Here is a 24,697-nt window from a genome sequence, read left to right as displayed (position 1 = left end):
GACATTAGTATTCCCATCAACTTGATGTTGTATAACGCTATCGAGAGGAATTGATGGTTATTTTCGGGAAAACCAATACTTTTTGGTCAGAAGCAAATCATAGCCGCAATGAATTAACTCAAATTATTCAGCGAGGTGGAAAGTGAAAAAGGAGTACGATTCTCCCTATCAGTAATTCATGCGCTCGACGACAGTGGGCGTTTACACCGAGAGCAAAGACGCAAAATAGTCCCTCATAACAATTCGCTGCTTTTCCCAATTCGCAATGCCAGAAATTTATACCAAGTTGAAGTCAAAGATATTAACTTCGCTACAGCAGTAGCCGTGCATTGTTAATTTTCGTATGCTGCTTGATTGTTATTCATTTTCCCCTTTTCTAACTAGGGGTAGTAATGCTAGATTTTCTGCAATACTTCAGGGTAATTTATGAACAAAGACGAACTAGTGGATGCTGTAGCAGCAAAGACCAACATCACAAAAAAGCAAGCTGATGAAGTAATCAGTGCTTATTTGTCAGCTGTTACCGAGGCTGTAGCTAATGGTGAAAAGGTAACGCTCATAGGGTTTGGTTCATTCGAGCAACGCGTTCACGAAGTGTGCCGAAGGTATCGCTCAGAACGCGAAGGGCGTAATCCCAAAACGTGAACGACACAGACGAGGTGGGGGTTATGTGAATAGAAAAGACAGTTATCGCACTCTGGAAGTTTCGGCATAGTACTAGTTTATTCACTATAGTTAGGGTTGCCTACCGTGAATGCTTGTCTACGCACTTCCAATGTTTCTTTTCTATGAGACATGAGCGCTTGATTTTTTAAGGATAGTCGGATTATCTAACCCTCAATCATGTTGACTTTGGAACAAGCTCTCCAGAAGTGTAATTTTGAGTAGAAAATAATTTTTTATCAGATGCTAGGGATTTATGAACAAAAATAAAACTGCTGGATATCTTCTTATATCTGTTGGCGCGATTGGCATATTTAGCCTCGTTAGATTCAGCATCTTTGGTATACAGATTCTACTTTTCTCGTGTTCGTGGAGTACAACTCAAGGAAATTGTTTTCTCCCAATAGCGATTTTATTAGTTATTACTTCTGCCCTTAGTATTGTATTCATAATAATATTTAAACGTGGGCTAAAAAATTTGAAATCTAGAAAAACCTCTTTTGAGAAAGACAGCTAATCTTCAATACTTTCTAATTGTTTGGAGAGTAATAATTGCTTGATTGTAGTTCTTCAAGACAACCAGTGATTCATAGCCCCAGCCAAGATGAAGCATGGGGTTTATATTGATTTTCTCTGAGTTGCGATCGCAATGACTCAACTTCTGCTACAAATAGTTGCAATAAACTGTTATGTTTGTAAACTAAAAGTTGCATAATATGACAAGTAGAGAAGAAATGGAAGAGGTCGTAATGTTACCACTAACAGAAGTAGGTTCTATAAAATGGATAGCTGCGCGTGGGCAGAAAATGCGTGAGTTGCGTGGCGATATACCATTGTTGAATTTATCCAAAAGGCTTACTGAATTTGAAGTAGATATTTCCCGCCAGTATTTGCATAGAATGGAGACAAATACAGATGTCAAAAACGCTTCTCCAGAAGTCCCTAGTGCCTTGTGTAAAATATTTGGCTGTAGTTTAGCTGATTTACTATGTTTAAATTCAACCAAAATTGTGCAATTAGGGGTTAATGACTTAAATATGGAACCTTCAGTTTTGATTCATTTCGACAATGCTACAGGTGAAGTTCGAGTGGAAGCGGAGGGGTTTGAGGGTTTGAGTTTGCGATCGCCTCCGGAAGGATGGTTAACCCCAAAACTGAGTGTGAAGCGTAGGCGTAGCCCGCCGTAGGCATCGCAAAATCTATTTCACCGACTCCCACAATTAATGTAGCCGCTAAATCATCATACTGGACTGATAAGAATAGAAAACGCTATGGCTAAAAAAATCTAGCTATTGCTAGATGCGATAATCCTCAAAAACGCTATAGGCTACAATTGTTGAGTAGAAAGATTCGCTTGTGGATGCCATAGTAAAAAGATCGCACACACTCAAACAAGCCTTGGTTGATTTTGTCCTAGATGCTGACGGCGAACTAGCACAAGCACTCGACATTTATGTAGCTGCACAGATGCCTAGCGGTAATGGCGATCGCAGTATGGGATGACGCAAATAGTCATAGCTACATCTTGTATTCTCTAATATTAGCTATGTGATATTACTGTTTTAAAGTAGCTTTTTTTACACTTAGGTATTTAAAAAGTCATTTTCATCTTCTATTATATTTTTGCACTCCTTATTTGCCTTTTACGGGTTTGTTCGGTCAGGTGCAAGATGTGAGTGTAAAGACTTTGCAATACAACGTCTTTACAAAGGTTTTGAAATCACGCAAATCATTTTCATGCCTGAATTCAGCAACGCCACGATCGCGCTAGTGTGAACAAATAGATATAATGCAGTGGTAGCAAGCATAAAAAGTTAAGTTTTTTAGCTTTAGCCTCCTTATGGAGAAATGCGATGTTTGTGGAGTAGTCAGTCTATAATTTTGAGTATTCCTGTGGCTACTTAGTTCTCGCCTTATATCAAGTTCCAAACTTTTAATGTCATCACTCAAGTTATATTTGCGGATATTCATCACATCAAATTAAATTAACAATGATGAAAAGACCACAAACTGTCAAATCATTGGAATAATTAGGTCGGGTACGTTTGTCAAAAAAATTTTTATGCGTGATTTTCTACACTCATAAATTTCTCAAATTGAAGGAATCCCAAATATACCAGATAATCCTGATTTAGCGATCGCCTCTGGTAAAAGTCTTTGTGAACAAGTTCTAGAACCAATTCAACAAGCTTTTGGAAGAATCGGCATTTGCTCTGGATATCGGTCATCTGCCGTAAATGCTAAAGGTGCAGAAAATAAAAATCAGTACAATTGTGCTAGTAACGAATTTAACTACGCAGTTCATATTTGGGATATTTTAGACACTCAAGGTTATATCGGTGCTACAGCCTGTATTATTGTGAATTCTTTTATTGATTATTATGAGAGAACTGCCGACTGGACAGCCTTAGCATGGTGGATTCACGATCGCATTGATTCTTACAATGCAATCACTTTTTTTCCCAAATATGCTGCGTTCAATATTGGTTGGTCTGAAAATCCCGAATGTAGAAAACTATACATTTACAGCTATATCCCTAATCCTTACACAGGCAAGAAGGGATACTTAACACGTTTAGATGCAGAAAATTATTCAGGTTCACATGAACAGTTTTATGAAGAGTTGACTACACAGTTAGCTATCACACTTTAACTTCTGACTCCAGAAGGCTCAAAAGTTTTTCTTCCAACTCAGTCAAATAAGGTCTATTCAGCTTTCCCAACGACTGTAACAGACTTTTGACTGTCTCTTCCAACGAATCGGAATACACCCGACCAATGCGACACCGAACAGCCTGCGGCAGGCATCGCAAATCATCCGCATCTGCTCTCGGCAGGCAAGTAGTTGTACGACTTCAGGTACTGCAATCCAACCGTATATTCCCCATCCCAAGTTCTGACGGTGCAACTGAATTCGCTCACATGGTTGACAATTCCCCAACACCCACCTTTACATCTCAGTTCCGGGTTTTATGCGGCAAGGGTTTGGCACACTTCAACAATCTAGTAGCTGTTTATGTATCACATGTAGACAAGATAGTTTTTACCGTCCTGTTTCACCTATCTGATCTGCATCGTCTGCTACTCCATTGCGAAAGCGTACTTCTAAGCCGTGTTCTTTTTCCCAGTCACACTCAGCTATCAACTCAAAGGTAGCAATATGCAGGTCATACTCAACGTGGGGCGGCACATAGATATATGAGAAAGTGACCTGCTCCCAGACCTGAATGGGATTAGCCAACAGAGGCATATATTCATCTCCAATCATCTCACGATATACATCATAATTTTGCAACACCAGAGGAGCAGTGATGCGTAACACATCGGGTGGCAAGGCTAGAGCTTGCCGAATAGCTTCACGCTGAAGCGATGAAAGTTCCCCAACCTGCCCCTGTTCAAAATCCACACAAATCGGTACACGGCGATCGCCCAAAACAGCACATTGTACTAAAGTCCAGTGGTTATCTTCGATTAGAATCTGTCCAAATTCAGCATCGTAGTAACTCTTTGGGGGTTTCATCATCGAATGGTACTACCTTTATTCATCAAAATTATGAAAAAATATGTTGATCTTTGTTCGTAGTTAGCTGATGACAGTACTGGCACCTATCCTTGAAAAAACTGTGGGTAAGATTCGCTTTTGTGTAGATGATGTCAAAAGCCCAGAGGAGCGATTACCTGTAAAAAGTGCGAAATTTCAGTTAGAAAAGCAATTAGGGAAACAACTGCTGGCATTTAGCCATAATGATACGTTTGAGGTAATTCCAGACCAAGGTATTCATTCGCTGGCGCTTGCTGTTCACACTGCCTTTAGCGAACACCGCCCGTTATTATTAACACCTGACATTATTTGGATCACATTATCACAAGGATTTGCTCAACATATCAACAATCATGCAGAAACATTGCGATCGCGCTTGGTTAATCACCAGGGGAAACAACAACTGATAGTTGAAACTCGACAAATACCCAGCCATCGCCAGCACTGGAGTCAAGCAGTTCAAGAATGGGCATTGCATATCCGCAATTATGTAGGAGCGGATCTATATCGATTGCTAGAGTGTAACTTCAGTACTACAACACCCATCACCCACACAGCTAGTCATGTCGTAATGATGAATGCCTTCCAAAAATATTTTGACTATGTAATGTACTGCGTGTGTGGCATTCCTGAGATTACGCTATTGGGTACTGTAGAAGATTGGCAAAGTATCAGCGATCGCGTTCAAATGATGGCTGAGTATGATTTAGACTGGTGGACTGCCCGTTTAATGCCAATTTGCCGAGAATTTGTGGAAACAGCTTCAGGCAGCACATCACACAAGCACCTATTAATTGGTCGGAATTTTATACAAACTTTTCTGATGCAGTTCCCAAAGAACACATTCAAATCCTGGAGCGATTTGATGGAGCCATACTTTATGCTAATAGCGGTCATTCTTGGCAAATTCCAAGTTCTCGTTTTCCCGTAATCTACTGATGCGTAAGCGTAGCCCGCCGCAGGCATCGCTGATTAGTTGCATCTGCTGACATTCCGACTCCAGGTAGTTACAGTGGCTTCAAGTGGTCGATTCTCACGGTGTATTGTCCATTCCACGTTGTCACTGTACAGCTGAACTCGCCTACATGGTTGACAATGCACCAATTCCCGCCTTTTCCTCGTAAATTAGGATTATCCTTAGCAATGATTTGGCACACTTCTCCGACACAGTAAGGATTTGGCGCTTTGGTGCGCTCCATTATTCGATCCACCACATCTTTTACAATTCTACAGTGGTAGGGTGCAAAGGTGAAGAAAATGCGGCTTTCTCTGACCCTTTTAGTTAAATTGATAAACATTGATATTTATATTACAGTACAATTTTGATTAACCCAATTATCAGGAATTCTTTCTAAAATACCAGAACCAAATACCTTATTCATTTCTAAATATTCTAGATGAACATAACCAATATGACAGTGACAAGTTTGGTTGGTACAAGGTTGTTCAAACAAAGCTATTTCCCAGGTAGAATCGTAAATATTACCAATTGCTGTTTTAATAAAGTGACATCTGTACATTGTCCCGTCACCATCAACAGAAATCACTGATTCTCCAGCCCGACAAGAATACCCAAAGCTAGGATAATGTTGAGTGTTTAATTCATATAACGGGTCAATAGATTGAAAGAATTCTCGATTTTCTGGCGATAAATTAGGAAGTTCAGCTTTCACAGCATTAATCCACAAATAAACGTGGTTTGGTAACTCCTGACGTAAAGCTGCTATTTCCGCTTGAAACTTGGGAAAACCGACAACTCCAACGCTGAATTTGATATTTTGGTTATCTAGATTGAGGCATTTTTGTAAAAAGCGATCGCGTGACACCCATTCTGAATGAAAAGTTGCCCAAAGTGCCAATTTATCTTTGTTACATTCCTCTACCCAATCTAAATTACAAGATAGATTCGTTTGAATTGCTGCTTTATTAACATTGGGCAACTGCGTTAATTTTACCAGCGCTTGCTGATAGTAAGAATGGATTAGGGCTTCTCCCCAAGGAGTAAACAGAATTGAAAATTGATGTTGAGTATGTTGGGAAATCCAATCTACAAATCGTTCTAAACATTGTTTATCAATTGCCAATTCTGCGGCTGTTTGTTGGCGTTTAGCAAAGGGGCAATATTCACAACCGTAGTTGCAACTGATTAAAGAAGCACGATAGAGGATAGTGAGGTGCATATTAATAATTAGTGAAATCTGATTATTCAGCAATAGAACAGTAGCGATATATATAGTATTTCTTATCTTTTTCTTGTTTTTGATTATCATTAATTAATTGACAGTCTAACTGGGATAAACGCTCAATCATTTCATCAGATAAAAAATTCTCAGTAAGATTTAAAATATCGAGTTTGTTTACGTGTGATGAGTTAAATAAAGCTTCTGCACCTTCATTTGAAAGAGTTCCCATTGCTAGATCGAGGATATTAAGAAACTTAATTGCAGGCATATTAACTAGCGCACGAGCAATATCATCAGAATATTCACTATTTCGTAGTCCTAAATAACTTAAACTTGGAAATAATTCGCCGCTAATAATTGGCATTAGGTCGTCAATAAATGAATCACCACCATAACTAGGACTTCCTAGCCATAATTCTAAATGTTGTAATGCTGGTAAATCTAAAGCACATATTTGAGCTATAGTTTCTGGAATTAATCCTCCACTTTCAATGATAATTGCTTTTAAATTATCATGTTTTAACTGACTGAATTGTAAACCTTTCCCTCCACGTATTTGGATGATTTCTAACTGAGGGTAAGCGTTTAATAGAGGACTGATATCACTTTGCTCTATACTAGAAATCATCCATTCAGAAAATTCTATATCACCAATAAATATAGCCTTCAAATTTTTCAGTTTGTCTTTAACCTCAACTAAAGCATTAACTACAACACTGGAATCGCAATCGCCATATTTATCCCACATACCAATTACTAAAGCTTCAATTTTATTGGCATTGGGATGTTGACTTAATATATTCAGTTTTTCTCTAAAAATTTCTACATTTTCTTCCCATTTTCGACATCTTATAGCATAAGCAATTCTCATAGGGTCTATAATTCCAATTGCTGGGTCAAAATCTTCAACCTTTTTATTAGAAAATTTACTTACATGATGGTCGTAATACCACTCTAAACGCTCAGGCAATCTCCAGCTTTTATAAGCTTTTACAGCCTGATTTACTTGTGTTTCTGTTCTTTCTCTTAGTAATAAATAGGCGGAACGTTGCACTAGGGATGATTCATCATTTAAAGCCGCAATTACTAAATCTAAACCTGCATCACCATATTGCAGTGCGTCATTTACAGCATCTATTCTGGCTTTGACTAGAAAACTTGCCAAGCGTTGTTTAACACCTTCAATTCCACCTAAAACAGCACCTTGTACTGGTGGCGGTGCTTCTTTGCCAAGTACAGCATCAAATTCTCTGGGTTGATTTTGATTGTTTGTCATATTTTCTCCAACGGTAGATGTAATGTAAATATCCGTATAAACGTGATTAATCGCTTCTCTAAAAATCTTTTTTAAACCTCACTATTTCAACTCATAATCCTGCATTAATTCCTGAACTTTATCAGAAAATAACCACGCGCCAATAGTATCAGAACGCTCAATTCCAAATTCAGTTAGCTGCAAAATATCCTCACCTTTTCTCGCCAAATTCAAAGCAAGCAGTTCTGAAAAATCTGGAAAATCAGCGTATACTTCACTACCAAATTGCCGACGATAAATGGCACAATTCAATCCTTCATCCGAAAGCAAAGATAACAAAATATACCGCCGACGTTGTTCTTCAGCATTTAGTTGAAAACCATAGTGCGCGTAGTCAAATGACTCATCTGCTGTTTGAATATATGCTTGTAAAATCTCGCTGATTCCCTTTGCTCCCACTGCATATTCGTTGGAGTAGTGCAAAGTATTAGTGTAAGAACGTGCGCCACAACCTAAACCAATCATCCCGTCGGCTTGACAGCAGTAAACGGGAGAGGGGGATGAGGGAGAAAGATTGCTAGATTGTCCCTCTTCCAAGCGTCGAAACATCCGCATGGAAACCTGCGTATATCCTTCTGACAATAATAGCGATCGCCCTTCCCGATAACAAGCTAAACGAATATCGTCCCATTCTCGATCTGTGCGTCCCAAACCTGTGAGCGATCGCACGTATAATGGATATAGATAAATTTCCTCTGGTTTAAAGCGCAAAGTAGCTTGTATTGATTGCAACCAACTATTTACTGTTTGTCCGGGTAAACCGTAAATCAAATCAATATTTAGAGTGGGAAATCCCATTTCTTTTATCCTTGTCAGCGTTGCTTCTACCTGAGTAGTAGATTGACGGCGCTGGGTTGCTAAGACTTCCGAATCGATGAAGCTTTGGACACCAATGCTAACACGATCGACGGCGTGCGATCGCAATAGCTTTAACTTATCCTCAGTGGCGGTTTCTGGCGAAACTTCCACAGAAATGGGAATTTCCTGTAACTTTGCACCCATCGTACTTTCAGCAATATTGAGAATAGTTTCGAGATGCTGAATCGGTAATTGCGTGGGAGTTCCGCCACCAATAGCGAACCTAGCAAATGACGCATCACCCAACACCGCCTTCATCCGTTGCGCCTGTCGCTGTAACGTGCGGACATATTGACTCATAAAATCTTCATTGTGGCTGACTGTGGTAAACAGGTTGCAAAACCCACAACGCATTTCACAAAACGGTATATGTATATAGAGAAATAGCGCTTGTCTATCTTGCTGCGCCCAAAGTTCTGGGAGATACACAGGTGGGGTGAGGGGACGGTAAGCTGTTTTGTGGGGGTAAGAATAGACGTATGCTTGATAAGGAGACTGGGCAATTTTCGATTTAAGATTTTGAATTGTAAGCATAGAATTTCAAGTATTTTCGTGACAAGTTAAGAATTTGCTTTACAGCAATTTTCAGGTAAATGAACCACAAATAGACCTCTCTCCAAACCTCTCTCCTCGTAAGAGAGAGGCTTTGATTTTCTCCCCTTCCCTTGTAGGGAAGGGGCTGGGGGTTAGGTCTCATAATTGTGGTCTAAATACATGAAAACTGCTAGAAGTCTCACACAAAGGCGCAAAGACGCAAAGAATAACTCTGCGCCTCTGCGTCTCTGGGTGAGTTTTCATAAAATAAACTCTGCATAGGGAACAGTCCAAACCACAGGATGGCTAAGTCGATGTCCAGTGTAACCATCTTCACCGTAAGTTGTCCCGTGGTCGGAACACAGAATGCAAAAAGTAGAATGCCTTTGTCGTATAGTATTCCAGAGTTTGGCTAATTGGCGATCGACATATTCTAAAGCTGCGGCGTGAGATTCAATGGTATCGATTTTATCTTTTGCATCGGGAAGATAGAAATAATTTGGTTGATGCAAAGCCGAAATATTTATAAATAAAAATATGCGTTGATTATTTGGCGTTTTTTCTAAAATTTGTCGCGCCAGATTTACCTGATTTTCTGTAGATTCGGGATTAGTAACACCTAATTCTGGACTCCAATAACTTTCGGCAAACATTGAGGGAATTACATTACCTAAAGGGTTGCGTTTGTTGAAAAAACCAACTCCACCAATGCAAACTGTATAATATCCCTTTGCAGCTAATCCAGTAACAATATTTGAGCTATTTAACACACAAGTTGTATCAGTTGTAGTGGTACTTCCTTCAAATCCCAAAGCAAAAAGACGGGGGTGAATTCCAGGTGTTACAGGTGTGGGTAAAAAGCCTGCGAAAAATGCATGATGAGAAGCATAAGTAAAGTTTCCGGGTGAATGTCGTTCTTCCCAACCTGTTTTAGGGAGTATTTTTGCTAAGTTTGGAGTGCATTTTTCTGCAAGTAGGTTTTTGGCTACGTCATAACGCAATGTGTCTAGGGTGATAAATAAGATATCATGAGTTCCGACGATTTGATTTATATTTAACATGGGGAGGAAAAATCATAAATTTTAGCGGTCTACATATTTTTAGGTTCACGCAGAGACGCAGAGTCACAGAGAGTCAAGAGATTTAGTTTCTATTTTTTATTTCATTCATACAAAGACCAATAGCGCAACCCCCTACTACTTTCAGTATCTTGTGGTTCTGCTTCTAAGTGACAATTGAGTTGAGATAGCTGCTCAATCATACTTGTAGATAAACAATTCATAGAAACATTCAGTGTGTGAAGATGATTAATTTTTGAACAGTTAAGTAAAACTTGTGCGCCTTTATCTGTTAACTTTCCCATTGATAAGTCCAACACTTTAAGATTATCCATTAAAAGAGATTCCACTAAAATTTCAGTAAGATCATCTGCATATTCACAACTCTTTAAACCTAAATATTCTAATTTAGGAAATAACGGATTTTTTAAAAGAGGTATCAATCTGCTTATACCTGAATTTATTCCTTCGTAATGATAATCATAATCTCTACCCAGCCATAATTCTAGATATTCTAGATTAGGCAGTTCAAGAACACAAATTTGATCAATAGTTTTATAGCTGAGTCCCTGACCAGTTTCAACAATCAATGTCTTTAAGCTATGGTGTTGTAGTGGACTGAACTCTAGAGAGTCATCACAACGAACTTGTAAGACTTCTAGGTTTGGATAAGCTGTCAGTACTGGGCTAACATCACCTAAAGAAACATAAGAAACTTTGTATGGCTCATCATACCCATCTCCAATGAAAAGAGTTTTAAGACTAGTCAGTTTCTTAGATCCAGAAGAAATAGCTTTTATGATAGTATCAGCACTTACACTACGATAAGCCTGTGCCCATATTTGGCAAACTAGAGCTTGGATTTTATCGGCTTGAGAGTCACGAAGCAAAGCTTCAAATTGGCTAAAATCGAAAGGGGTATATTCAATATATCCAAGGACATAGGCTGTATCAATTACATTGGTGATACCAATAGATGGGTCAAAATTTTCAAATTTCCATTCTGTTAGCAAATGAAAAAATAACCAAATGTCATAATCTATTACTGCTTGCTTACCTTTTTCACTTCCACTTCTCTTTAATAGCCTTGCAGCAAAATGCTGCACTCGCTCGGAAGAATCCATTAAAGTATTAATTACTACATCTAAACCCATATCCCCATAATTCAAAGCCTCAGAAAGAGCAGCGAGTTTCACTTCAATAACCGAACTTTTTAAGCGACTTTTTACCCCTTCAATTCCTCCTAATACCACACCACTAACAGGAGGTGGCGCTTCTCCACCAAGTACTGCGTCAAATTCCCCAGGTTGATTTAAATTGTTGTTCATTTTGGTTAATCCTAATTTATAGTCACACCCTACATTTATTTTGCCAAAATCGCCTTAACTTCATTCGTATAAGTATCCATCCCATTCCATAAAATACCCGGTAACAAATCGCCAAAAGCATTAATCTCTAAAATCGCGTGAGTTTTCCAATCTGGGAAAATTAGTAAATCAACTCCACAATATAAACTATTAGGAAATAACGCTGCTGCTTGTTCACAAGTTCGCTTCATTATCTGCCAATTTTCTACACCAACTTTTGCTAAAAATTCTTCTGTATGTCCCCGTTCATTTCCCAAATGTAAATTTGTCATGGGACTTTTACCAAGGCGAACAACGATATGCTGTGCTTCGCCATTAATAACCACCACACGCACATCAAAACCGCATTCTTGCAAATGTGCTTTGGGTAGCCATTCTTCAACTTGTACGCCTTCTGCTGTCAAGATGTTGATGATATCGGCGATTTCTTCGCAGTGAGTGTAGTACCTAATTTTCCGGGAGTTGTAAAGCAGAGTTTGCTCATTTTCTCGCACTCGTTCGACGGTGGTAATGGCTGATTCAAAACGCGAATTTGCACGGTAAGCAACGACTCCAGAAGCGGCGGAACCGTGAGAAAGTTTGACGAATACTCGTTCTATTCCCTGCATTTGCATTTGTTCGCGCAAATGTTCGTAATTATGGATTTTACCTAGCGATCGCGGAACGGGGATATTATGATGGCTGAATCTTTCGTGACAAGCTGGTTTGTCAAACATCACAGCGATATCTTGAGGATGGTTCATAAACTCGCCATTTGTGAGAAGGGGAGTAAGTTGTGTTTCCCATTTTTGCAACAGATACCGCCAGCCTAAATACCACTGTCGCGGATAGAGGATGAGTCCTTTGTCAAATTCTAATTTTGTCGCGGCTTCTGCACTGATATGTTGATGACTGGAAGTAGAAAAAATTTCCCTACTCCCTTCTGCAATGATGGCTTTATCAACATCAAAGTTTTTTTCTGGAGAGTCGAAGCGGATAATGGTGTTGGGTGTATTGAATTGTTCGAGAGTTTGTTTTCCTGCTATTAAGTCGGCGTAATCTACTACGGTGGCTGGTGGTAAGTTGAAATGAGCGATCGCTTGTTGGAGGAAACCGACACGGCGGTTTTCGGGGTTGGCGATGAGGATGAAATTAAGCATTATCTAATATATTCTTTATTCGTGGAGGGCAGAATAGCGATCGCCATATTCACCATCTTGAGGTTGTGCAATTACGTGACACGCAAGTTGGTCTAAGACTTCGGTATTTGAAATGTAGTTCATAGAAAGATTAAGGGTGTGGAGTTGGTTCACTGCGGGACAATTTAAAAGATATTCCACTCCTTGATTTGTCATTTCTCCCATTGAAAGGTCGAGAATTTTCAGGCGTTCTATTAAAGGAGAACTCACTAATGCTTTGGCTACTTCATCAGCATCTTCACAACTACGTATGCCTAAATACTTAAGTTTTGGAAACTGTTCAGAAATTTTTGGTATTAGGCTAACTGCATCAAATCCTGCGTTTCCTGTCCACAATTCCAGATATTCTAGATTTGGTAAATTAAGATTAACAATCTCATTAACTGTTGATTCTGGTAAAAATTTAGTTTCAATAATTAACGTTTTGAGATGATGATGTTCCACTAGAGTAAATGATAAGCATGAACCTAAAGGATCGTAATAATCTCCTTCAGCGTTACCACGTATATGAAGAACCTCCAAGCTTGGATAAGCTTCTAGAACAAGACTCATATTCCTGGTCAATTTATCCCTGGAGGTGTCTTTGTAAGGGTCATCTTGAGGATCTCCCCAAAATAATGCTTTAAGGTTGCTCAATTGGTTCTTTGCTTCAATAAAAATGTCTATAAAACAGTGACTAGGATAGTGACAGTGTAAAGCCTGGATCTCATGGATCTGGGGATTATGAAGAAATGCTTGAAATTTTTTGACTGTTTGTTCTCTATCAAGACGCTGCGTTTCTGCCCTGAAAGACGGTGCAGATCCAGATTTTACTATTGATCTAACTTTGGCATACAAAGGCGGCCAATCTAGTTGTAAATTTAAAGAATAAGCTGTAATTTCAGGATTTGTAATATCTACTTCTGAATTAAATTCTTTAACTAACCAGTCGGTCATCATGGTAAAAGCAAGGTAGGGGTCGGAATTTAGTAACGCTTGCTTACCTTTTTTTCCTCCCCTTTGTTTTAATAATTTTGCAGCAAAACGCTGCACTTGCTCGGAAGAATCAATTAAAGTATTAATCACTAAATCTAAACCCATATCCCCATAATTCAACGCCTCAGAAAGTGCTGCAACCTTTACTTCAACAACCGAACTTTTTAACCGACTTTTTACCCCTTCAAGTCCTCCTAAAACCACGCCACTAACAGGAGGTGGCACTTCACCAGCAAGTACTGCGTCAAATTCTCCGGGTTGATTAGAATTATTATTCATAGCTAAAATTGAACTAATTAAGAGAAAGTTTCTGAACCCGCGCAGGCGGGTTTTGTCTGTGTAGCCGCGACTTCCAGTCGCCCATTACTGTAAATTTCACTCAGAAACAGAACAATAGCGGCCATCGATGTAGCGATCATCATCTTCTTTTTTCTGATTATTTGCCAAAACACGTACATCCAAACCAGAGAATTTATCAATCATTTCCTGGGATAAAAAGTTTTCTGAAATATTGAGAATATCAAGATTATTTATCGCCGAACAATTTAGTAATTCTTCCGCACCAGCATCAGTCAGCGTTCCCATTGAAAGGTCAAGTACGCTGATATAATCAAGAATTGGAGAACCTACAATAACGCTGACTATTTCATCGGTAAATTGGCTATTGCGTAATCCTAAATAAACTAGATTGGAAAATTTTTCTGCAAAAATAATCGGATTTAAATCTTCAACCCAACAATCTCCGCCGTAATCTTCACTACCAAACCATAATTCTAAATGTTCTAAGGCTGGCAGATTCATCTGACAAATTTGGGCAACAGTATCCCGACTTAAACCCCCAGTTTCAATAATCAACGCTTTGAGGTGATTATGTCGTATCGGCGGACTAAATTGTAAACGATCGCTTCCACGAATTTGCAAAATTTCCAGTTTAGGATAAGCTTGCAAAATGGGACTTATATCACTTTGTTGAATCCAAGATATTTCCGAATCCTCAGAAGTAAGATCGCCAATAAAAACAGCTTTGAGATTAGTTAAACGTTGTTTAGCATCAACTAAAGCTTGGACAATACTACTTGAATCAGTCTGTGATGTTTCTGCCCACAAACCAAACACTAAAACTTCTAATTTGTCGGTGTTGGTTTCTTGCAGAAGTCTACTAAGTTTCCTGGGTAAATTATCATTATTTTCATATTCAAACCTGAGAGCATAAGCATTGTTAACAGGTTCAACAATACCTACATTTGCATCAAACTCTATAACTTGCCGATTAGCAAATTGAGTAACACGATCATTTTTATACCCTTGATACTCGTTAAATCTCTCTTCCAAGTTCCAAGGTTTATATGCTTGCAAAGCTTGTTTGACTTGCCGTTCTGTTTTTTGTTTTAATAGTCGATAAGCAAAACGCTGTACCAATCTCGATTTATCTTGCAATGCTTGAATTAATACATCCAACCCTGCATCACCATATTTCAAGGCTTCGCTGAGTGCAGCAATTCGGACTGTAATCACAGGATTTGATAAAGAACGTTTAACCCCCTCAATTCCTCCTAAAACAACTCCATCCACAGGAGGCGGAGATTGTCCTCCCAACACTGCATCATAATCTCTGGGTTGATTTTGGTTGTTTGTCATGGCGTTTTACCTTTTGAGTCCTTATTAGAATTCCCAAAAATGCGGAATACGCATACATTAATCTCTCAAGTAAAAATACGAGCAACGTAGACGATCGAGGAATGGGAATGTTTTCTATGGAAAGCCTTTTAGGATTTTTGGCGTTACTTTTGATTGTTCCAGCAATTAGCGCTGCGATCGCAACCACTGCCAATATGACCAATCACCTCACCAACGGAACGGATATCAAATTCAGGTGGACGAGAGATTTAAAATGTAGAAGTGTAACCTTGTCCATCCCCGCTTAACAAAAGGTTTAGCAGAATTATTTGCTATGCCTGCTATAGTTATGTTGTCTTTAAGCAAGTCCCCACACTTTAATAGTTTTTTCCCAACTGCTACTACTAACCAGATTCTGCCCATCTGGGCTAATTGCAAGACTCCTAATAAGAAGAGATTGGTGCCCTCTTAGCGCGTTCATCTGCTGTCCGGTTTGCAAATCCCATACTTTGATTGTATTTTCCTCACCGCCGCTAAAGAAGGTTTGTCCGTCTGGGCTAATCGCTACACAATTAACTTGGGTTTGATCTCCAATAAGAGTGTAAATTTCTTTTCCCGTTTCCAAATCCCACACTTTAATAGAACCGTCCCAACTACCGCTGACAAGAGTTTTTTTATCACCAGTGAGGGCAACGGAGGTAACTGCTTTTGAATGTCCCTTCAAAATATGGATTTGCTTTGCTGTGGGTAAATCCCATACGGTGATGCTGTTGTTCTGACTGCTACAGACCAATATTTGTCCGTCTAAGCTGATTGCGAGACAACAAATCTCACTCTGATGAGCATAGAAGTTGTAAAGTTCTTTTGCCATCTGCCAATCCCAGGCTTTGAGTGAATAGTCGCTACTAAAAAGAATTTGCCCATCTGGACTAACGGCTAGAGCGTAAATCGACGTAAATCTTGCTTGTAACCTAGTACGCAAAGTGCTAATTTTTTTTCCAGTTTGCCAATCCAAAACCTTGATAAAATTCTTTTCCTGTCCAACGAAAAGAGTTTGACCATCAGGGCTAATGGCTAGGGAATTAATATAATATCCATCTCCGTCGAGCGTGCGAATTAAACGTCCTGTTGCAAACTCCCATACTTTGATTGTTGTGTCCCAACTGCCAGTGAAAAGAGTTTGACCATCAGGGCTGAAGACGACACAGCTAACAAACCTTGAATGACCTTCCAAGGTACGCAGACATGTAAGCTTTTGCCAAGGATTGTACTCGCGTAACGCCTGTTTTATAAGAGGTTCTTGTCTTTGCCTTAACAGCGAGTAAGCAGCCCACCTAACTTGTGTAACTTCATTTTGCAAAGCTTGGATGACTAAATCTAAGCCTGCATCCCCGTGCTGGAGGGCTTCTTTTAACGCTGCAATCCGATTTTGTGGGGCAGTACTGGCTAACCGTTGTTTGACTCCTGGCAGTCCTCCTAAAACTGCTGCATCGCCTGGGGTAGGTATTTGGCTACCTAAAACAACATCAAAAGGTCTTGGCTGGTTGGGATTTTGTGACATGATGGTTTCAGCTTGCACTACTGTCTATCATTCCCCTGGATTGATAAAATGCGATCGCTCTATTGCGCGTGTAAGTAACCGTCTAACCATGAAGATTGTGCGTAAATTATGTTAAATCTTATTGACTTAAACTAGTACATTTGTTTTAATTTATTGGCGAAAGCTCTCACGTATTTATTTGTACTAGTGCCAGTGTTAATTGTCGTTGGCTAGAATTTGGTACAACACGATCGAAACCCTAAAAAATCAAAAGAGTCTATTTATGGCTGAGTATCAAAAAATTGAGTATCGCATTGGTAAAGATGGGAAAATTACTGAAACAGTAATCAATTCTTCTGGTTCAAGTTGTACAAGTACAACATCGGGAATTGAAAAGGCTTTAGGAGAAGTTGAAAATCAAGAATTATTGCCTGAGTATTACGAAGGCGGTGAGGGCGATACAGTGGCACAAAACCAGTCTCTCAAACAAATCTAAGAGGGATGCAGATAGGAATGTTTTCTCTTTTAAGCCTTTTGACAATCGCAATAGGGATTTGCACTCTATTGTTGATTATTCCAGCAATTAGTGATGCGATCGCTCGCCAAGCAGACTTGGAAACTAACAAGTTAGAATTGGCGCGATGTCTAGCAACAAGCAGGTTAGCATCTACGCAAATTGAGTTACTAGAAAATCAACTAAAGGCAACACGCAAAAATTACTTAGAAGAGCAGCAAAAAATAGAACAGTTACTTGCTGAAAAAGCAGCGCTATATCAGGAAGGCTTGCGACTACATGAAGAATTGCAGCAGCAGCGTCTTGAACTGACAGACGAAATACGTTCTTCGACATTTGAGCAATTGCAGACATTGTTAACAAACTATCCCAGCATCCCTCAAATGGTGCAGGTTAAACCAGAATTACCTGCGAAAAATCTGCTTTCCATGTTTACCTCTTTAGATAACCTCCTCAATAAATGGGGTTACGAACAGATAGGGAAACCTTGGGAACAAGTACCTTACAATCCTCAAATTCATCAACCAGACACAGCAGATATTGCTGAAGATGAGTTAGTTTACATCCGATTCGTTGGTTATCAACATCAAGGAAAAATTCTTGTCCCTGCGAAAGTTAGTCGCACTTTGCCCGGAGGAGGGAGATGAGGGGGATGAGGGAGCAGGGGGAGCAGGGGAAGAAGAACTATTGATTATTACCCAATTCTCCATACCCAATGCCCAATGCCCCATGCCCAATGCCCAATGACAAATGACAAATGACAAATGACTACAGTAATAATTGATTTTGGTACAAGCAATACTGTTGTTTGTACTACTGATTTGATTACGCAAAAACCACGGACGTTGAGATTTGATTCGATGTCGCGCCGCTTTGAGGTTGGGACAGAACAAGTTAGCGTTGTACCCAGTTTAATATTTGTGGAAGGGCGCGATCGCATCTTATTTGGTGAATCTGTACGTGCCAAACGCTTAGGGTTTGCCCAGCCGGAACGCTGTTTTAGAGCTTTCAAACGCGATTTGGCAGCAGATTTTGTCCCACCTCCGCGACAGTTGGATGGTAATAGTTACAGCGCTGAGGTGGTTTCGGAACTGTTTCTCAAGGAAATTTGGCAACAGGTTGAACAGCAATTACAACCCAGTAGCGTTATTTTCACAGTTCCCGTCGGTGCATTTGAGCGATATCTTGACTGGTTCCGCAATTTGGGCGACAAGTTAAATATTCCCGCAGTGCAAATTGTCGATGAATCTACCGCAGCAGCCCTTGGTTATGCTGTCAAGCATCCTGGTGCTGTAGTTCTGGTAGTTGATTTTGGCGGCGGTACTCTAGATTTAAGTTTAGTACGGACTGTCAGCGCTGAATCTGAACAGCAAGTAGTACGTGCGGAAGTTATCGCCAAATCTGATGCTTTTATTGGCGGCGTAGATATTGACACATGGATTGTCGAACATTACCTGCAAAAAATCGGTTCCTCCCGTGCTGAAGTTGGAGAAATCGGTTTTATGAATCTGCTGGAAGTTGCAGAAAGGGTAAAAATTCAACTTTCGATAACAGATGAGGCTAAAGAAGCTTGGTTTGATGATGAAAATTTTATGTCCCATGAATTGCAATTACATCGGGACGAATTAGGCGAAATTTTAGAAAATCAACAATTATTAGAACAGCTAAGACAAACGCTAGATGAAGTATTAGCGATCGCCCTTTCCAAAGGTATCGCTAAATCTGCCATCGAACAGGTTTTATTAGTAGGCGGTACTTGTCAAATTCCCGCCATTCAACAACTAGTAATTTCCTATTTCGGCAAACAAAAAGTTAAATTAGATAAACCCTTTGAAGCTGTCGCACATGGCGCATTAGCATTAAGCGAAATGGCAGCAGTCGATGATTACCTGCGCCACAGTTATGCTATTCGTCTTTGGGAACCCCACAGCAAAAGTTATTCTTATTTAACTTTGATAGAAAAAGGGGCAAAGTATCCAGGGGCGCGTTCTGAAGCTTTAACTCTGCAAGTTGCAACAGAGGGACAGCGAGAAATTCGTCTCGATATTGGGGAAGTAGCAGAAGTTTCCCAAGCGGAAGTTTATTACGATACTCAAGGCAGAATGACGAGTAGCCACTTAATAAAACAAGATAGATATCGTTCTTTAGAAACTCATCATCAACAAGTATGTGTCGCCCATCTCGAACCACCTGGACAAACAGGAATAGACAGAATACAAGCACAATTTGAAGTTAACGAACAACGGGTATTAGTAGTAACTGTCAAAGATTTATTGACGGGGAAAATGTTAGTGGATAGGGGGGCGATCGCCAAACTCAAATAATCTTCTCTCTGCGCCCTCTGCGTTTTGGCGGTTCGTTAAAAAAACTATCATTTAATATTAATACAATGGACAAAAAACAAAATCAACCTAAAGAATATGATGTTGTGTTTGGTGGCGATAATCCTTTACCATTAGGCGGTTTGGTATTAGGAGGCTTAGAAGGAGCCAAACACCGTTTATCAAGTAATATTTTAGAAGAACGTATTGCGGCACTTTCTGAAGTCTTGAACTATGGAGAACCTGGTTTAAATTTGTTGATTCAGGCTTTAAAAGATGAATCAGAACAGGTTCAGAACAAAGCATACTCTCTTTTGTTATCAAGAGATGAGCAAAATGTCAAAGAGGCACTACGTCAATACAAGCCTTGGCAATTTTTTGAATATTTACGCACTACAAGTGGACATTCACATCCAGTATGTTGCAGTGCAGTTAGCCCAGATGGACAAATTTTAGTAACAGGTGCAGATGGTATAAAAGTTTGGAATCTAAAAACAGGAAAACAACTTTATTCATTGTCAAGTCCTGGGCCTAAATATGTAAGTATTAGCCCTGATGGAGAAACTCTTTTAAGTGCTTTCTATGAATATGGACAAATGCAGCTTTGGAATTTAAAAACAGGTCAACTTATCCAAACTCTTAAACCAGAAGATTCACGTCATTCTACTTCTATAATGGTGAGTTCAGATTGGCAGACTGTTGTTGGTGTCAAAAATAAAAGTATTGAAATCTGGAATTTAAAGACAAAAAAACTAATCCGAACTCTCAAAGTTTATTGTGGAAAGCTTAGTTGTATAGCTCTGAGTTCAAATGGAAAAATTTTAGCAGGAGGTAGTTTTGACAACCGCATCCGAGTTTGGGATTTGAATACTGGAAAAGAAATTCAGACACTTGAAGGTCATGTACAAAGTGTTTGTTTTCTTGCTATTAGTCCAAATAATAAAATTATTGTTAGCTGTGGAGAGAAAAGTATAAAAGTATGGGATTTAGAAACAGGTAAGTTAATCAATACCTTTATAGATCATAAACGCCGTATAGTTTCTGCTGCTATTAGTTATGATTGGCAAAGGATTATTAGTTATAGTATAGATAAATCTATTGTCCAATGGAATTTAAATACAGGACAAAAATTAGGCACTTATCAAGAGACTTTTGAAAATGTTTTTTTCTTACTAGTTACTGATAAAGGACAAAATTTTATTACTATCAGCGATCGTATAGTGAATATATGGGATTTACATACAGCCAAAATCAGCGATACATTCTCGGTAATAGGACATTTAGTTTCAATTAGTTCTCTCGCCCTCAGTCCTGATGGAGCAACTATTTACAGTTGCGGAGGCGGTGATGCAACTATTAAGTTATGGGATTCTCAAACAGGGGATAATATTTCTACTCTCTTTGGTCATTCAGCACCAGTTCATTGTTTAGTTACCAAGCAAGATGGGAGTATTTTATTTAGTGCTAGTAGTGACAAAACTATCAAGATTTGGGATGTAAAAAATAAGCAAGAAATCAGTACGATCGTTGGTCATTCCAATAGAATTTTTTCTTTGGATATTAGCCATAACGGTAAAATTTTAGCTAGTGGAGATTTAGATGGCAATATTCAAGTATGGAATTTAGAAACAAAAAAAGAGATTTACACTTTACAACAGAAGGCATACTCAGATTATTCTAGAAATGGAGTTTTTAGCCTAGCTATTAGTCCAGATGCTAAAAAATTGGTTAGTTGTACTGAAAGACTTTATCCAGTATTGCAAGTGTGGAATTTAGAAACAGGCGAAGAAATTTATTCATTAACAGAAGTACCTGTTGAATCTATAAAAATTAGTCCTAATGGGCAATATTTAATTACTGGAGGTCAAAATCGAAATGCTATTGAAGTACGTGATTTACAAACAGGAACACAAATTCGTACTTTTCCAGGACAAATAGATTGCCTGACTATTAGCCCAGATGGAGAAGCAATATTTGTGGGTAGTAAAGACAAAAGCATTCAAATCTGGAATTTGAATACAGGAGAACTAGTTCGCTCTTTAAAACCACACCCATTTTATTATGACAGGAAAGCAATAGCTATTAGCCAAAATGGGCAGATTCTTGTTAGTGGCAAGGGCGGTAATATTAATATATGGGGGGTACGAAAAGTTGAATGAAAATTGCGATCGCCTAACTCAAGTGATTGGGAATACTAAGTAGTAGGCTCAACATTAAAAACCTGATGAAAGAAAATACCAATCGCCCAAGAGTTTATGATGCTGTCCTTGGTGGTCAAGAAAAAGCGCCTCCTGGTGCTGTAGTTTTAGGAGGACTAGAAGGTGTTAAAAGACGCTTGGCAAATGCGGTCGTTGAACAAAGAATCGCTGCACTAGAAGAAGCACTCAAGTATGGCGAAGCAGGTTTGGAATTAGTAATTTGGGCGTTGGACGATAATTTATGGAAAGTACGCCAAGCAGCTTATTCACTACTAGCTTCTCGACAAGAACCTATAGTACAAGAAATACTTCAGGAGTACGGTAGTAAAATCGACAGATATGATGCTTTCGTGGCGATGGCGCGTGCTGGCGGAGTGTCCGATGTCGATACGCTGATGGATAATCTAGAATATGACCGCAATAGCGCCACCTACAAGTTAGTTGACTTTACACTGGGCTTAGTTGATACTTCTCAAGGTCAAGATCGAATTCGACATTACCTGTTCAATGGCACACAGATACAACGCAATTATGCAGCACTTTACTTTAAACGAAAAGGTGCAAAAGATATTTTAATTGAAGCAGTGCAGCAGGGCTGTATTGACAGAGTGCAAGCATTTTCTAAATAAAACAGCAATGTCAGAAAATCCCAATCAACCAAGAGAATATGATGCAGTACTTGGCGGACAAGTACTACCTCCAAAAGATGGTGCGGTTTTAGGAGGTATTGAAGGTGTTAAACGACGGTTGATCGGCGCGACATCCCTAGAACAACAAATTATCGCCGTTGAAGAAGCCCTAAAGTATGGACAAGCTGGTACAAAATTGGTGTTTCAGATTGTAAATACTGAATCGGAAAAGTTGGAATTTACAGTATCGTCACTGCTGAGACAACAAGCATTAGCAAAAGTACAGTCCCATCTACACAGTGATATACCATTAATCTCTGCGGTTGATGTAAACTACAGTAGTTTGCAAAATTTGCTCGCTTCCAGAAAGTGGAAAGATGCAGACCAAGAGACTGCTAGTATAATGCTGCGCGTATGCGATCGCCAACCACAAGGATTTTTAGACCCATCAGACGTTGAAAAATTCCCTTGTGAAGATTTAAACACGATTGAAACTCTCTGGCAAAAATATAGCAATGGACGCTTTGGCTTTGTTGTACAGACGCATATCTGGCAAATGGTTGGCTGTACATCCAATCCCGACTGGGAAGCGTGGTGTCGCTTTGGTAAAGGTGTGGGATGGTTTTCTCAAGGTGCTTGGCGGTATTGGAATGACTTGACATTCGATTTGAGTGCTAACGTAGGACACCTACCCCGTGGCGGTGCATTTATAGGTTGGGGGTTAGGTGACTTTTGGACAGGTTGCAGAACCCTGTCTGCGCTTGCAGAGAAATTAGCAAACTGCAAAATAGCCTAAATTTGGGAACACTGGTATTAGCAACAGGTAAAAAGCGATGCCCGATAATCCCAAACAACCAAGAGAATATGATGCTGTGCTTGGCGGAAAAAATCCTCCGCCAGTCGATGGTGTAGTTTTAGGCGGATTGGAAGGCGCAAAACGAAGTTTTGCTAACAGTGATGAAAATTACCGCGTTTTAGCGCTTTCGCAACTCATTAACTATACACAGGAAGGCTGGGATTTAGTAATTCAGGCTTTAAAAGACCCATCAAAAAGGGTACAGTTAGCAGCATATAAATTATTGCGGGATATCTCAGAATTAAAAGTAAAACAGGCAATCTTAGAATTTAATCCCTATCGGTTTTTTGAGTGTGCTTATACAATTGAGCTTAATAGAAATGATGCTGCGATCGCCATTCATCCCGATGGTAAAACTCTAGTGTGTTGCGATGCTGGCGGTAGTTCTTTTGAAGAACCTCAAAGAGATGGCAGTATTGTTGGTGGGACTTATATAGACTTTAAAAAGTGGGATTTAAAGACAGGAAAAAGTCTTCGCACCATCACTAAAATATTTGGCACGAGAGTAAAAGACCATCCAAAACATTTAACTTTCAGTGCTGATGCTCAAACTTTAGCAATAGGTGGTTCTCAGCATGACAGTACTATTAGAACTGAAATCTGGAATTTCAATACCGAGAAATTAAGTCATGTTATTAGCGGACAACCATTATGGGAGTCGAGAAAGCGCAATATTATTACCGCTATTGCTCTCAGTTCTGATGGTAAAATCTTAGCTAGCGGTAATGAAGCTGGTAATATTCTCGTCTGGGATTTGGAAACACAACAAAATATTTACACTATCAAAGGACACTCAAAAAATATAACTTCCCTTGCGATCAATATAGATGCAAAAATTTTAGCAAGCGCTAGTTTAGATGAGACTATTAAACTATGGAATTTAATAACGGGAAGTGAGATTTATACCTTAGTAGGGCATGAGTCTATAAATGGACATCCTTATGGCGTTGTCTCATTAGCAATTAGTCCCAATGGACAAACCTTAATAACTGGCGATAATCATTTGCCAACACGTATTAGAATATGGGATTTGAGAACTGGTAAAGAAGTTCATACTTTATTTCCTAATAGTGGTCAATTAAAATTTTTCACTTTCAGTTCTGATGGGAAAATATTTGTTAATTGTGGTGGTGATGTTGATATCTGGAACTTGCAGACACAAGAAAGACTTGCTAAACTTTCTTCTTATGGAACAAGTGTTGCTATTAGCCCAGATGGACAGACTATTGTTACTTACGTTAGGAAATTAATTCAAGTATGGCGAGTTCCATAAAATCAAGGATAGGTGCGATTCTAAATACAGCAGATTTGAGGTTAATGAGGCACACTAAATATTAGTGCATCAAGAAT

General features: G+C 39.2%; 24 protein-coding genes and 1 pseudogene. 13 read left to right on the top strand and 12 right to left on the bottom strand.

What is annotated here, in order from left to right:
• Positions 1–426: 426 nt before the first annotated feature.
• Positions 427–642 (top strand): annotated as a pseudogene (locus RMZ95_RS28325) (HU family DNA-binding protein); the annotation flags it as partial.
• 608 nt (positions 643–1,250) lie between these two features.
• On the opposite strand, the gene RMZ95_RS28320 reads toward RMZ95_RS28325, so the two are convergent.
• Entirely contained in the window at positions 1,251–1,376 is a 126-nt protein-coding gene (locus tag RMZ95_RS28320; protein ID WP_322686070.1) for a hypothetical protein, read from the bottom strand.
• 3 nt (positions 1,377–1,379) lie between these two features.
• Here RMZ95_RS28320 and RMZ95_RS28315 point away from each other — a divergent pair, with 3 nt between their 5' ends.
• From RMZ95_RS28315 to RMZ95_RS28305, 3 genes are all read left to right on the top strand, one after another.
• The gene (locus tag RMZ95_RS28315) at positions 1,380–1,850 is read left to right on the top strand and encodes a helix-turn-helix domain-containing protein (protein ID WP_322686071.1); all 471 of its coding nucleotides are present in this window, start codon (positions 1,380–1,382) and stop codon (positions 1,848–1,850) included.
• A gap of 169 nt (positions 1,851–2,019) precedes the next feature.
• Entirely contained in the window at positions 2,020–2,166 is a 147-nt protein-coding gene (locus tag RMZ95_RS28310; RefSeq protein ID WP_322686098.1) for a hypothetical protein, read from the top strand.
• Between the two features lie 856 nt (positions 2,167–3,022).
• Positions 3,023–3,316, top strand: coding sequence for a hypothetical protein (locus RMZ95_RS28305; protein WP_322686072.1), 294 nt, complete (start codon positions 3,023–3,025; stop codon positions 3,314–3,316).
• A 390-nt stretch (positions 3,317–3,706) separates the two neighbouring features.
• On the opposite strand, the gene RMZ95_RS28300 is transcribed toward RMZ95_RS28305, so the two are convergent.
• Positions 3,707–4,186: a DUF6985 domain-containing protein gene (locus RMZ95_RS28300; protein WP_322686074.1), complete on the bottom strand. Its 480-nt coding sequence runs from the start codon at positions 4,184–4,186 to the stop codon at positions 3,707–3,709.
• Between the two features lie 67 nt (positions 4,187–4,253).
• Here RMZ95_RS28300 and RMZ95_RS28295 point away from each other — a divergent pair, with 67 nt between their 5' ends.
• Positions 4,254–5,135: a DUF4419 domain-containing protein gene (locus RMZ95_RS28295; RefSeq protein ID WP_322686075.1), complete on the top strand. Its 882-nt coding sequence runs from the start codon at positions 4,254–4,256 to the stop codon at positions 5,133–5,135.
• Positions 5,136–5,211: 76 nt separating this feature from the next.
• On the opposite strand, the gene RMZ95_RS28290 is transcribed toward RMZ95_RS28295, so the two are convergent.
• The 9 genes from RMZ95_RS28290 to RMZ95_RS28250 form a co-directional block, all read right to left on the bottom strand.
• Positions 5,212–5,403 carry a hypothetical protein gene (locus tag RMZ95_RS28290; protein WP_322686076.1) on the bottom strand — a complete coding sequence of 64 codons (192 nt, stop codon included), beginning with the start codon at positions 5,401–5,403 and terminating at the stop codon, positions 5,212–5,214.
• Positions 5,404–5,508: 105 nt separating this feature from the next.
• On the bottom strand, positions 5,509–6,384 hold the full coding sequence (locus RMZ95_RS28285) for an STM4011 family radical SAM protein (RefSeq protein WP_322686077.1): 876 nt from the start codon (positions 6,382–6,384) through the stop codon (positions 5,509–5,511).
• Between the two features lie 22 nt (positions 6,385–6,406).
• Positions 6,407–7,663, bottom strand: coding sequence for an STM4015 family protein (locus RMZ95_RS28280; RefSeq protein ID WP_322686078.1), 1,257 nt, complete (start codon positions 7,661–7,663; stop codon positions 6,407–6,409).
• Positions 7,664–7,744: 81 nt separating this feature from the next.
• Positions 7,745–9,094, bottom strand: a complete 1,350-nt coding sequence (locus tag RMZ95_RS28275; protein WP_322686079.1) for an STM4012 family radical SAM protein — start codon at positions 9,092–9,094, stop codon at positions 7,745–7,747.
• A 260-nt stretch (positions 9,095–9,354) separates the two neighbouring features.
• Positions 9,355–10,155, bottom strand: a complete 801-nt coding sequence (locus RMZ95_RS28270; protein WP_322686080.1) for an STM4013/SEN3800 family hydrolase — start codon at positions 10,153–10,155, stop codon at positions 9,355–9,357.
• A gap of 101 nt (positions 10,156–10,256) precedes the next feature.
• Positions 10,257–11,480: a HEAT repeat domain-containing protein gene (locus RMZ95_RS28265; RefSeq protein ID WP_322686081.1), complete on the bottom strand. Its 1,224-nt coding sequence runs from the start codon at positions 11,478–11,480 to the stop codon at positions 10,257–10,259.
• Between the two features lie 35 nt (positions 11,481–11,515).
• Entirely contained in the window at positions 11,516–12,658 is a 1,143-nt protein-coding gene (locus RMZ95_RS28260; RefSeq protein WP_322686082.1) for an STM4014 family protein, read from the bottom strand.
• Between the two features lie 15 nt (positions 12,659–12,673).
• A complete protein-coding gene (locus RMZ95_RS28255; RefSeq protein ID WP_322686083.1) occupies positions 12,674–13,951 on the bottom strand; it encodes a hypothetical protein in 1,278 nt (425 codons plus the stop codon).
• A gap of 96 nt (positions 13,952–14,047) precedes the next feature.
• Positions 14,048–15,310 (bottom strand): STM4015 family protein, encoded by a 1,263-nt coding sequence (locus tag RMZ95_RS28250; RefSeq protein ID WP_322686084.1) that lies wholly within the window; start codon positions 15,308–15,310, stop codon positions 14,048–14,050.
• Between the two features lie 116 nt (positions 15,311–15,426).
• On the opposite strand from RMZ95_RS28250, the gene RMZ95_RS28245 reads away from it, so the two are divergent.
• A complete protein-coding gene (locus RMZ95_RS28245; protein ID WP_322686085.1) occupies positions 15,427–15,597 on the top strand; it encodes a hypothetical protein in 171 nt (56 codons plus the stop codon).
• Positions 15,598–15,647: 50 nt separating this feature from the next.
• On the opposite strand, the gene RMZ95_RS28240 is transcribed toward RMZ95_RS28245, so the two are convergent.
• Positions 15,648–16,850, bottom strand: coding sequence for a hypothetical protein (locus RMZ95_RS28240; protein ID WP_322686086.1), 1,203 nt, complete (start codon positions 16,848–16,850; stop codon positions 15,648–15,650).
• Positions 16,851–17,112: 262 nt separating this feature from the next.
• Between RMZ95_RS28240 and RMZ95_RS28235 the strand changes: the two genes are divergently transcribed.
• From RMZ95_RS28235 to RMZ95_RS28205, 7 genes are all read left to right on the top strand, one after another.
• The gene (locus RMZ95_RS28235) at positions 17,113–17,325 is read left to right on the top strand and encodes a DUF2997 domain-containing protein (protein ID WP_322672977.1); all 213 of its coding nucleotides are present in this window, start codon (positions 17,113–17,115) and stop codon (positions 17,323–17,325) included.
• A gap of 17 nt (positions 17,326–17,342) precedes the next feature.
• The gene (locus RMZ95_RS28230) at positions 17,343–17,990 is read left to right on the top strand and encodes a hypothetical protein (protein WP_322686087.1); all 648 of its coding nucleotides are present in this window, start codon (positions 17,343–17,345) and stop codon (positions 17,988–17,990) included.
• Between the two features lie 117 nt (positions 17,991–18,107).
• On the top strand, positions 18,108–19,667 hold the full coding sequence (locus tag RMZ95_RS28225) for an Hsp70 family protein (protein ID WP_322686088.1): 1,560 nt from the start codon (positions 18,108–18,110) through the stop codon (positions 19,665–19,667).
• Positions 19,668–19,732: 65 nt separating this feature from the next.
• On the top strand, positions 19,733–21,823 hold the full coding sequence (locus tag RMZ95_RS28220; RefSeq protein WP_322686089.1) for a WD40 repeat domain-containing protein: 2,091 nt from the start codon (positions 19,733–19,735) through the stop codon (positions 21,821–21,823).
• A 65-nt stretch (positions 21,824–21,888) separates the two neighbouring features.
• Positions 21,889–22,491 carry a hypothetical protein gene (locus RMZ95_RS28215; RefSeq protein ID WP_322686090.1) on the top strand — a complete coding sequence of 201 codons (603 nt, stop codon included), beginning with the start codon at positions 21,889–21,891 and terminating at the stop codon, positions 22,489–22,491.
• A 7-nt stretch (positions 22,492–22,498) separates the two neighbouring features.
• Positions 22,499–23,287 carry a GUN4 domain-containing protein gene (locus RMZ95_RS28210; RefSeq protein ID WP_322686091.1) on the top strand — a complete coding sequence of 263 codons (789 nt, stop codon included), beginning with the start codon at positions 22,499–22,501 and terminating at the stop codon, positions 23,285–23,287.
• Between the two features lie 37 nt (positions 23,288–23,324).
• Positions 23,325–24,620, top strand: a complete 1,296-nt coding sequence (locus RMZ95_RS28205) for a WD40 repeat domain-containing protein (RefSeq protein ID WP_322686092.1) — start codon at positions 23,325–23,327, stop codon at positions 24,618–24,620.
• Positions 24,621–24,697 lie beyond the last annotated feature (77 nt).

The organism is Nostoc sp. DedQUE07, assembly GCF_034530975.2.
GTDB lineage: Bacteria > Cyanobacteriota > Cyanobacteriia > Cyanobacteriales > Nostocaceae > Nostoc.
Note: the sequence above shows the minus strand (reverse complement) of the source record. Positions and strands in the feature narration are given on the sequence as shown.

Bases quoted from the DNA above. Each gene is read 5' to 3' on its own strand.
- RMZ95_RS28320 (WP_322686070.1), bottom strand. From the start codon at position 1,376: ATGCAACTTTTAGTTTACAAACATAACAGTTTATTGCAACTATTTGTA.
- RMZ95_RS28315 (WP_322686071.1), top strand. From the start codon at position 1,380: ATGACAAGTAGAGAAGAAATGGAAGAGGTCGTAATGTTACCACTAACA.
- RMZ95_RS28300 (WP_322686074.1), bottom strand. From the start codon at position 4,186: ATGATGAAACCCCCAAAGAGTTACTACGATGCTGAATTTGGACAGATT.
- RMZ95_RS28295 (WP_322686075.1), top strand. From the start codon at position 4,254: ATGACAGTACTGGCACCTATCCTTGAAAAAACTGTGGGTAAGATTCGC.
- RMZ95_RS28290 (WP_322686076.1), bottom strand. From the start codon at position 5,403: ATGGAGCGCACCAAAGCGCCAAATCCTTACTGTGTCGGAGAAGTGTGC.
- RMZ95_RS28285 (WP_322686077.1), bottom strand. From the start codon at position 6,384: ATGCACCTCACTATCCTCTATCGTGCTTCTTTAATCAGTTGCAACTAC.
- RMZ95_RS28280 (WP_322686078.1), bottom strand. From the start codon at position 7,663: ATGACAAACAATCAAAATCAACCCAGAGAATTTGATGCTGTACTTGGC.
- RMZ95_RS28275 (WP_322686079.1), bottom strand. From the start codon at position 9,094: ATGCTTACAATTCAAAATCTTAAATCGAAAATTGCCCAGTCTCCTTAT.
- RMZ95_RS28270 (WP_322686080.1), bottom strand. From the start codon at position 10,155: ATGTTAAATATAAATCAAATCGTCGGAACTCATGATATCTTATTTATC.
- RMZ95_RS28265 (WP_322686081.1), bottom strand. From the start codon at position 11,480: ATGAACAACAATTTAAATCAACCTGGGGAATTTGACGCAGTACTTGGT.
- RMZ95_RS28260 (WP_322686082.1), bottom strand. From the start codon at position 12,658: ATGCTTAATTTCATCCTCATCGCCAACCCCGAAAACCGCCGTGTCGGT.
- RMZ95_RS28255 (WP_322686083.1), bottom strand. From the start codon at position 13,951: ATGAATAATAATTCTAATCAACCCGGAGAATTTGACGCAGTACTTGCT.
- RMZ95_RS28250 (WP_322686084.1), bottom strand. From the start codon at position 15,310: ATGACAAACAACCAAAATCAACCCAGAGATTATGATGCAGTGTTGGGA.
- RMZ95_RS28245 (WP_322686085.1), top strand. From the start codon at position 15,427: ATGGAAAGCCTTTTAGGATTTTTGGCGTTACTTTTGATTGTTCCAGCA.
- RMZ95_RS28240 (WP_322686086.1), bottom strand. From the start codon at position 16,850: ATGTCACAAAATCCCAACCAGCCAAGACCTTTTGATGTTGTTTTAGGT.
- RMZ95_RS28235 (WP_322672977.1), top strand. From the start codon at position 17,113: ATGGCTGAGTATCAAAAAATTGAGTATCGCATTGGTAAAGATGGGAAA.
- RMZ95_RS28230 (WP_322686087.1), top strand. From the start codon at position 17,343: ATGTTTTCTCTTTTAAGCCTTTTGACAATCGCAATAGGGATTTGCACT.
- RMZ95_RS28225 (WP_322686088.1), top strand. From the start codon at position 18,108: ATGACTACAGTAATAATTGATTTTGGTACAAGCAATACTGTTGTTTGT.
- RMZ95_RS28220 (WP_322686089.1), top strand. From the start codon at position 19,733: ATGGACAAAAAACAAAATCAACCTAAAGAATATGATGTTGTGTTTGGT.
- RMZ95_RS28215 (WP_322686090.1), top strand. From the start codon at position 21,889: ATGAAAGAAAATACCAATCGCCCAAGAGTTTATGATGCTGTCCTTGGT.
- RMZ95_RS28210 (WP_322686091.1), top strand. From the start codon at position 22,499: ATGTCAGAAAATCCCAATCAACCAAGAGAATATGATGCAGTACTTGGC.
- RMZ95_RS28205 (WP_322686092.1), top strand. From the start codon at position 23,325: ATGCCCGATAATCCCAAACAACCAAGAGAATATGATGCTGTGCTTGGC.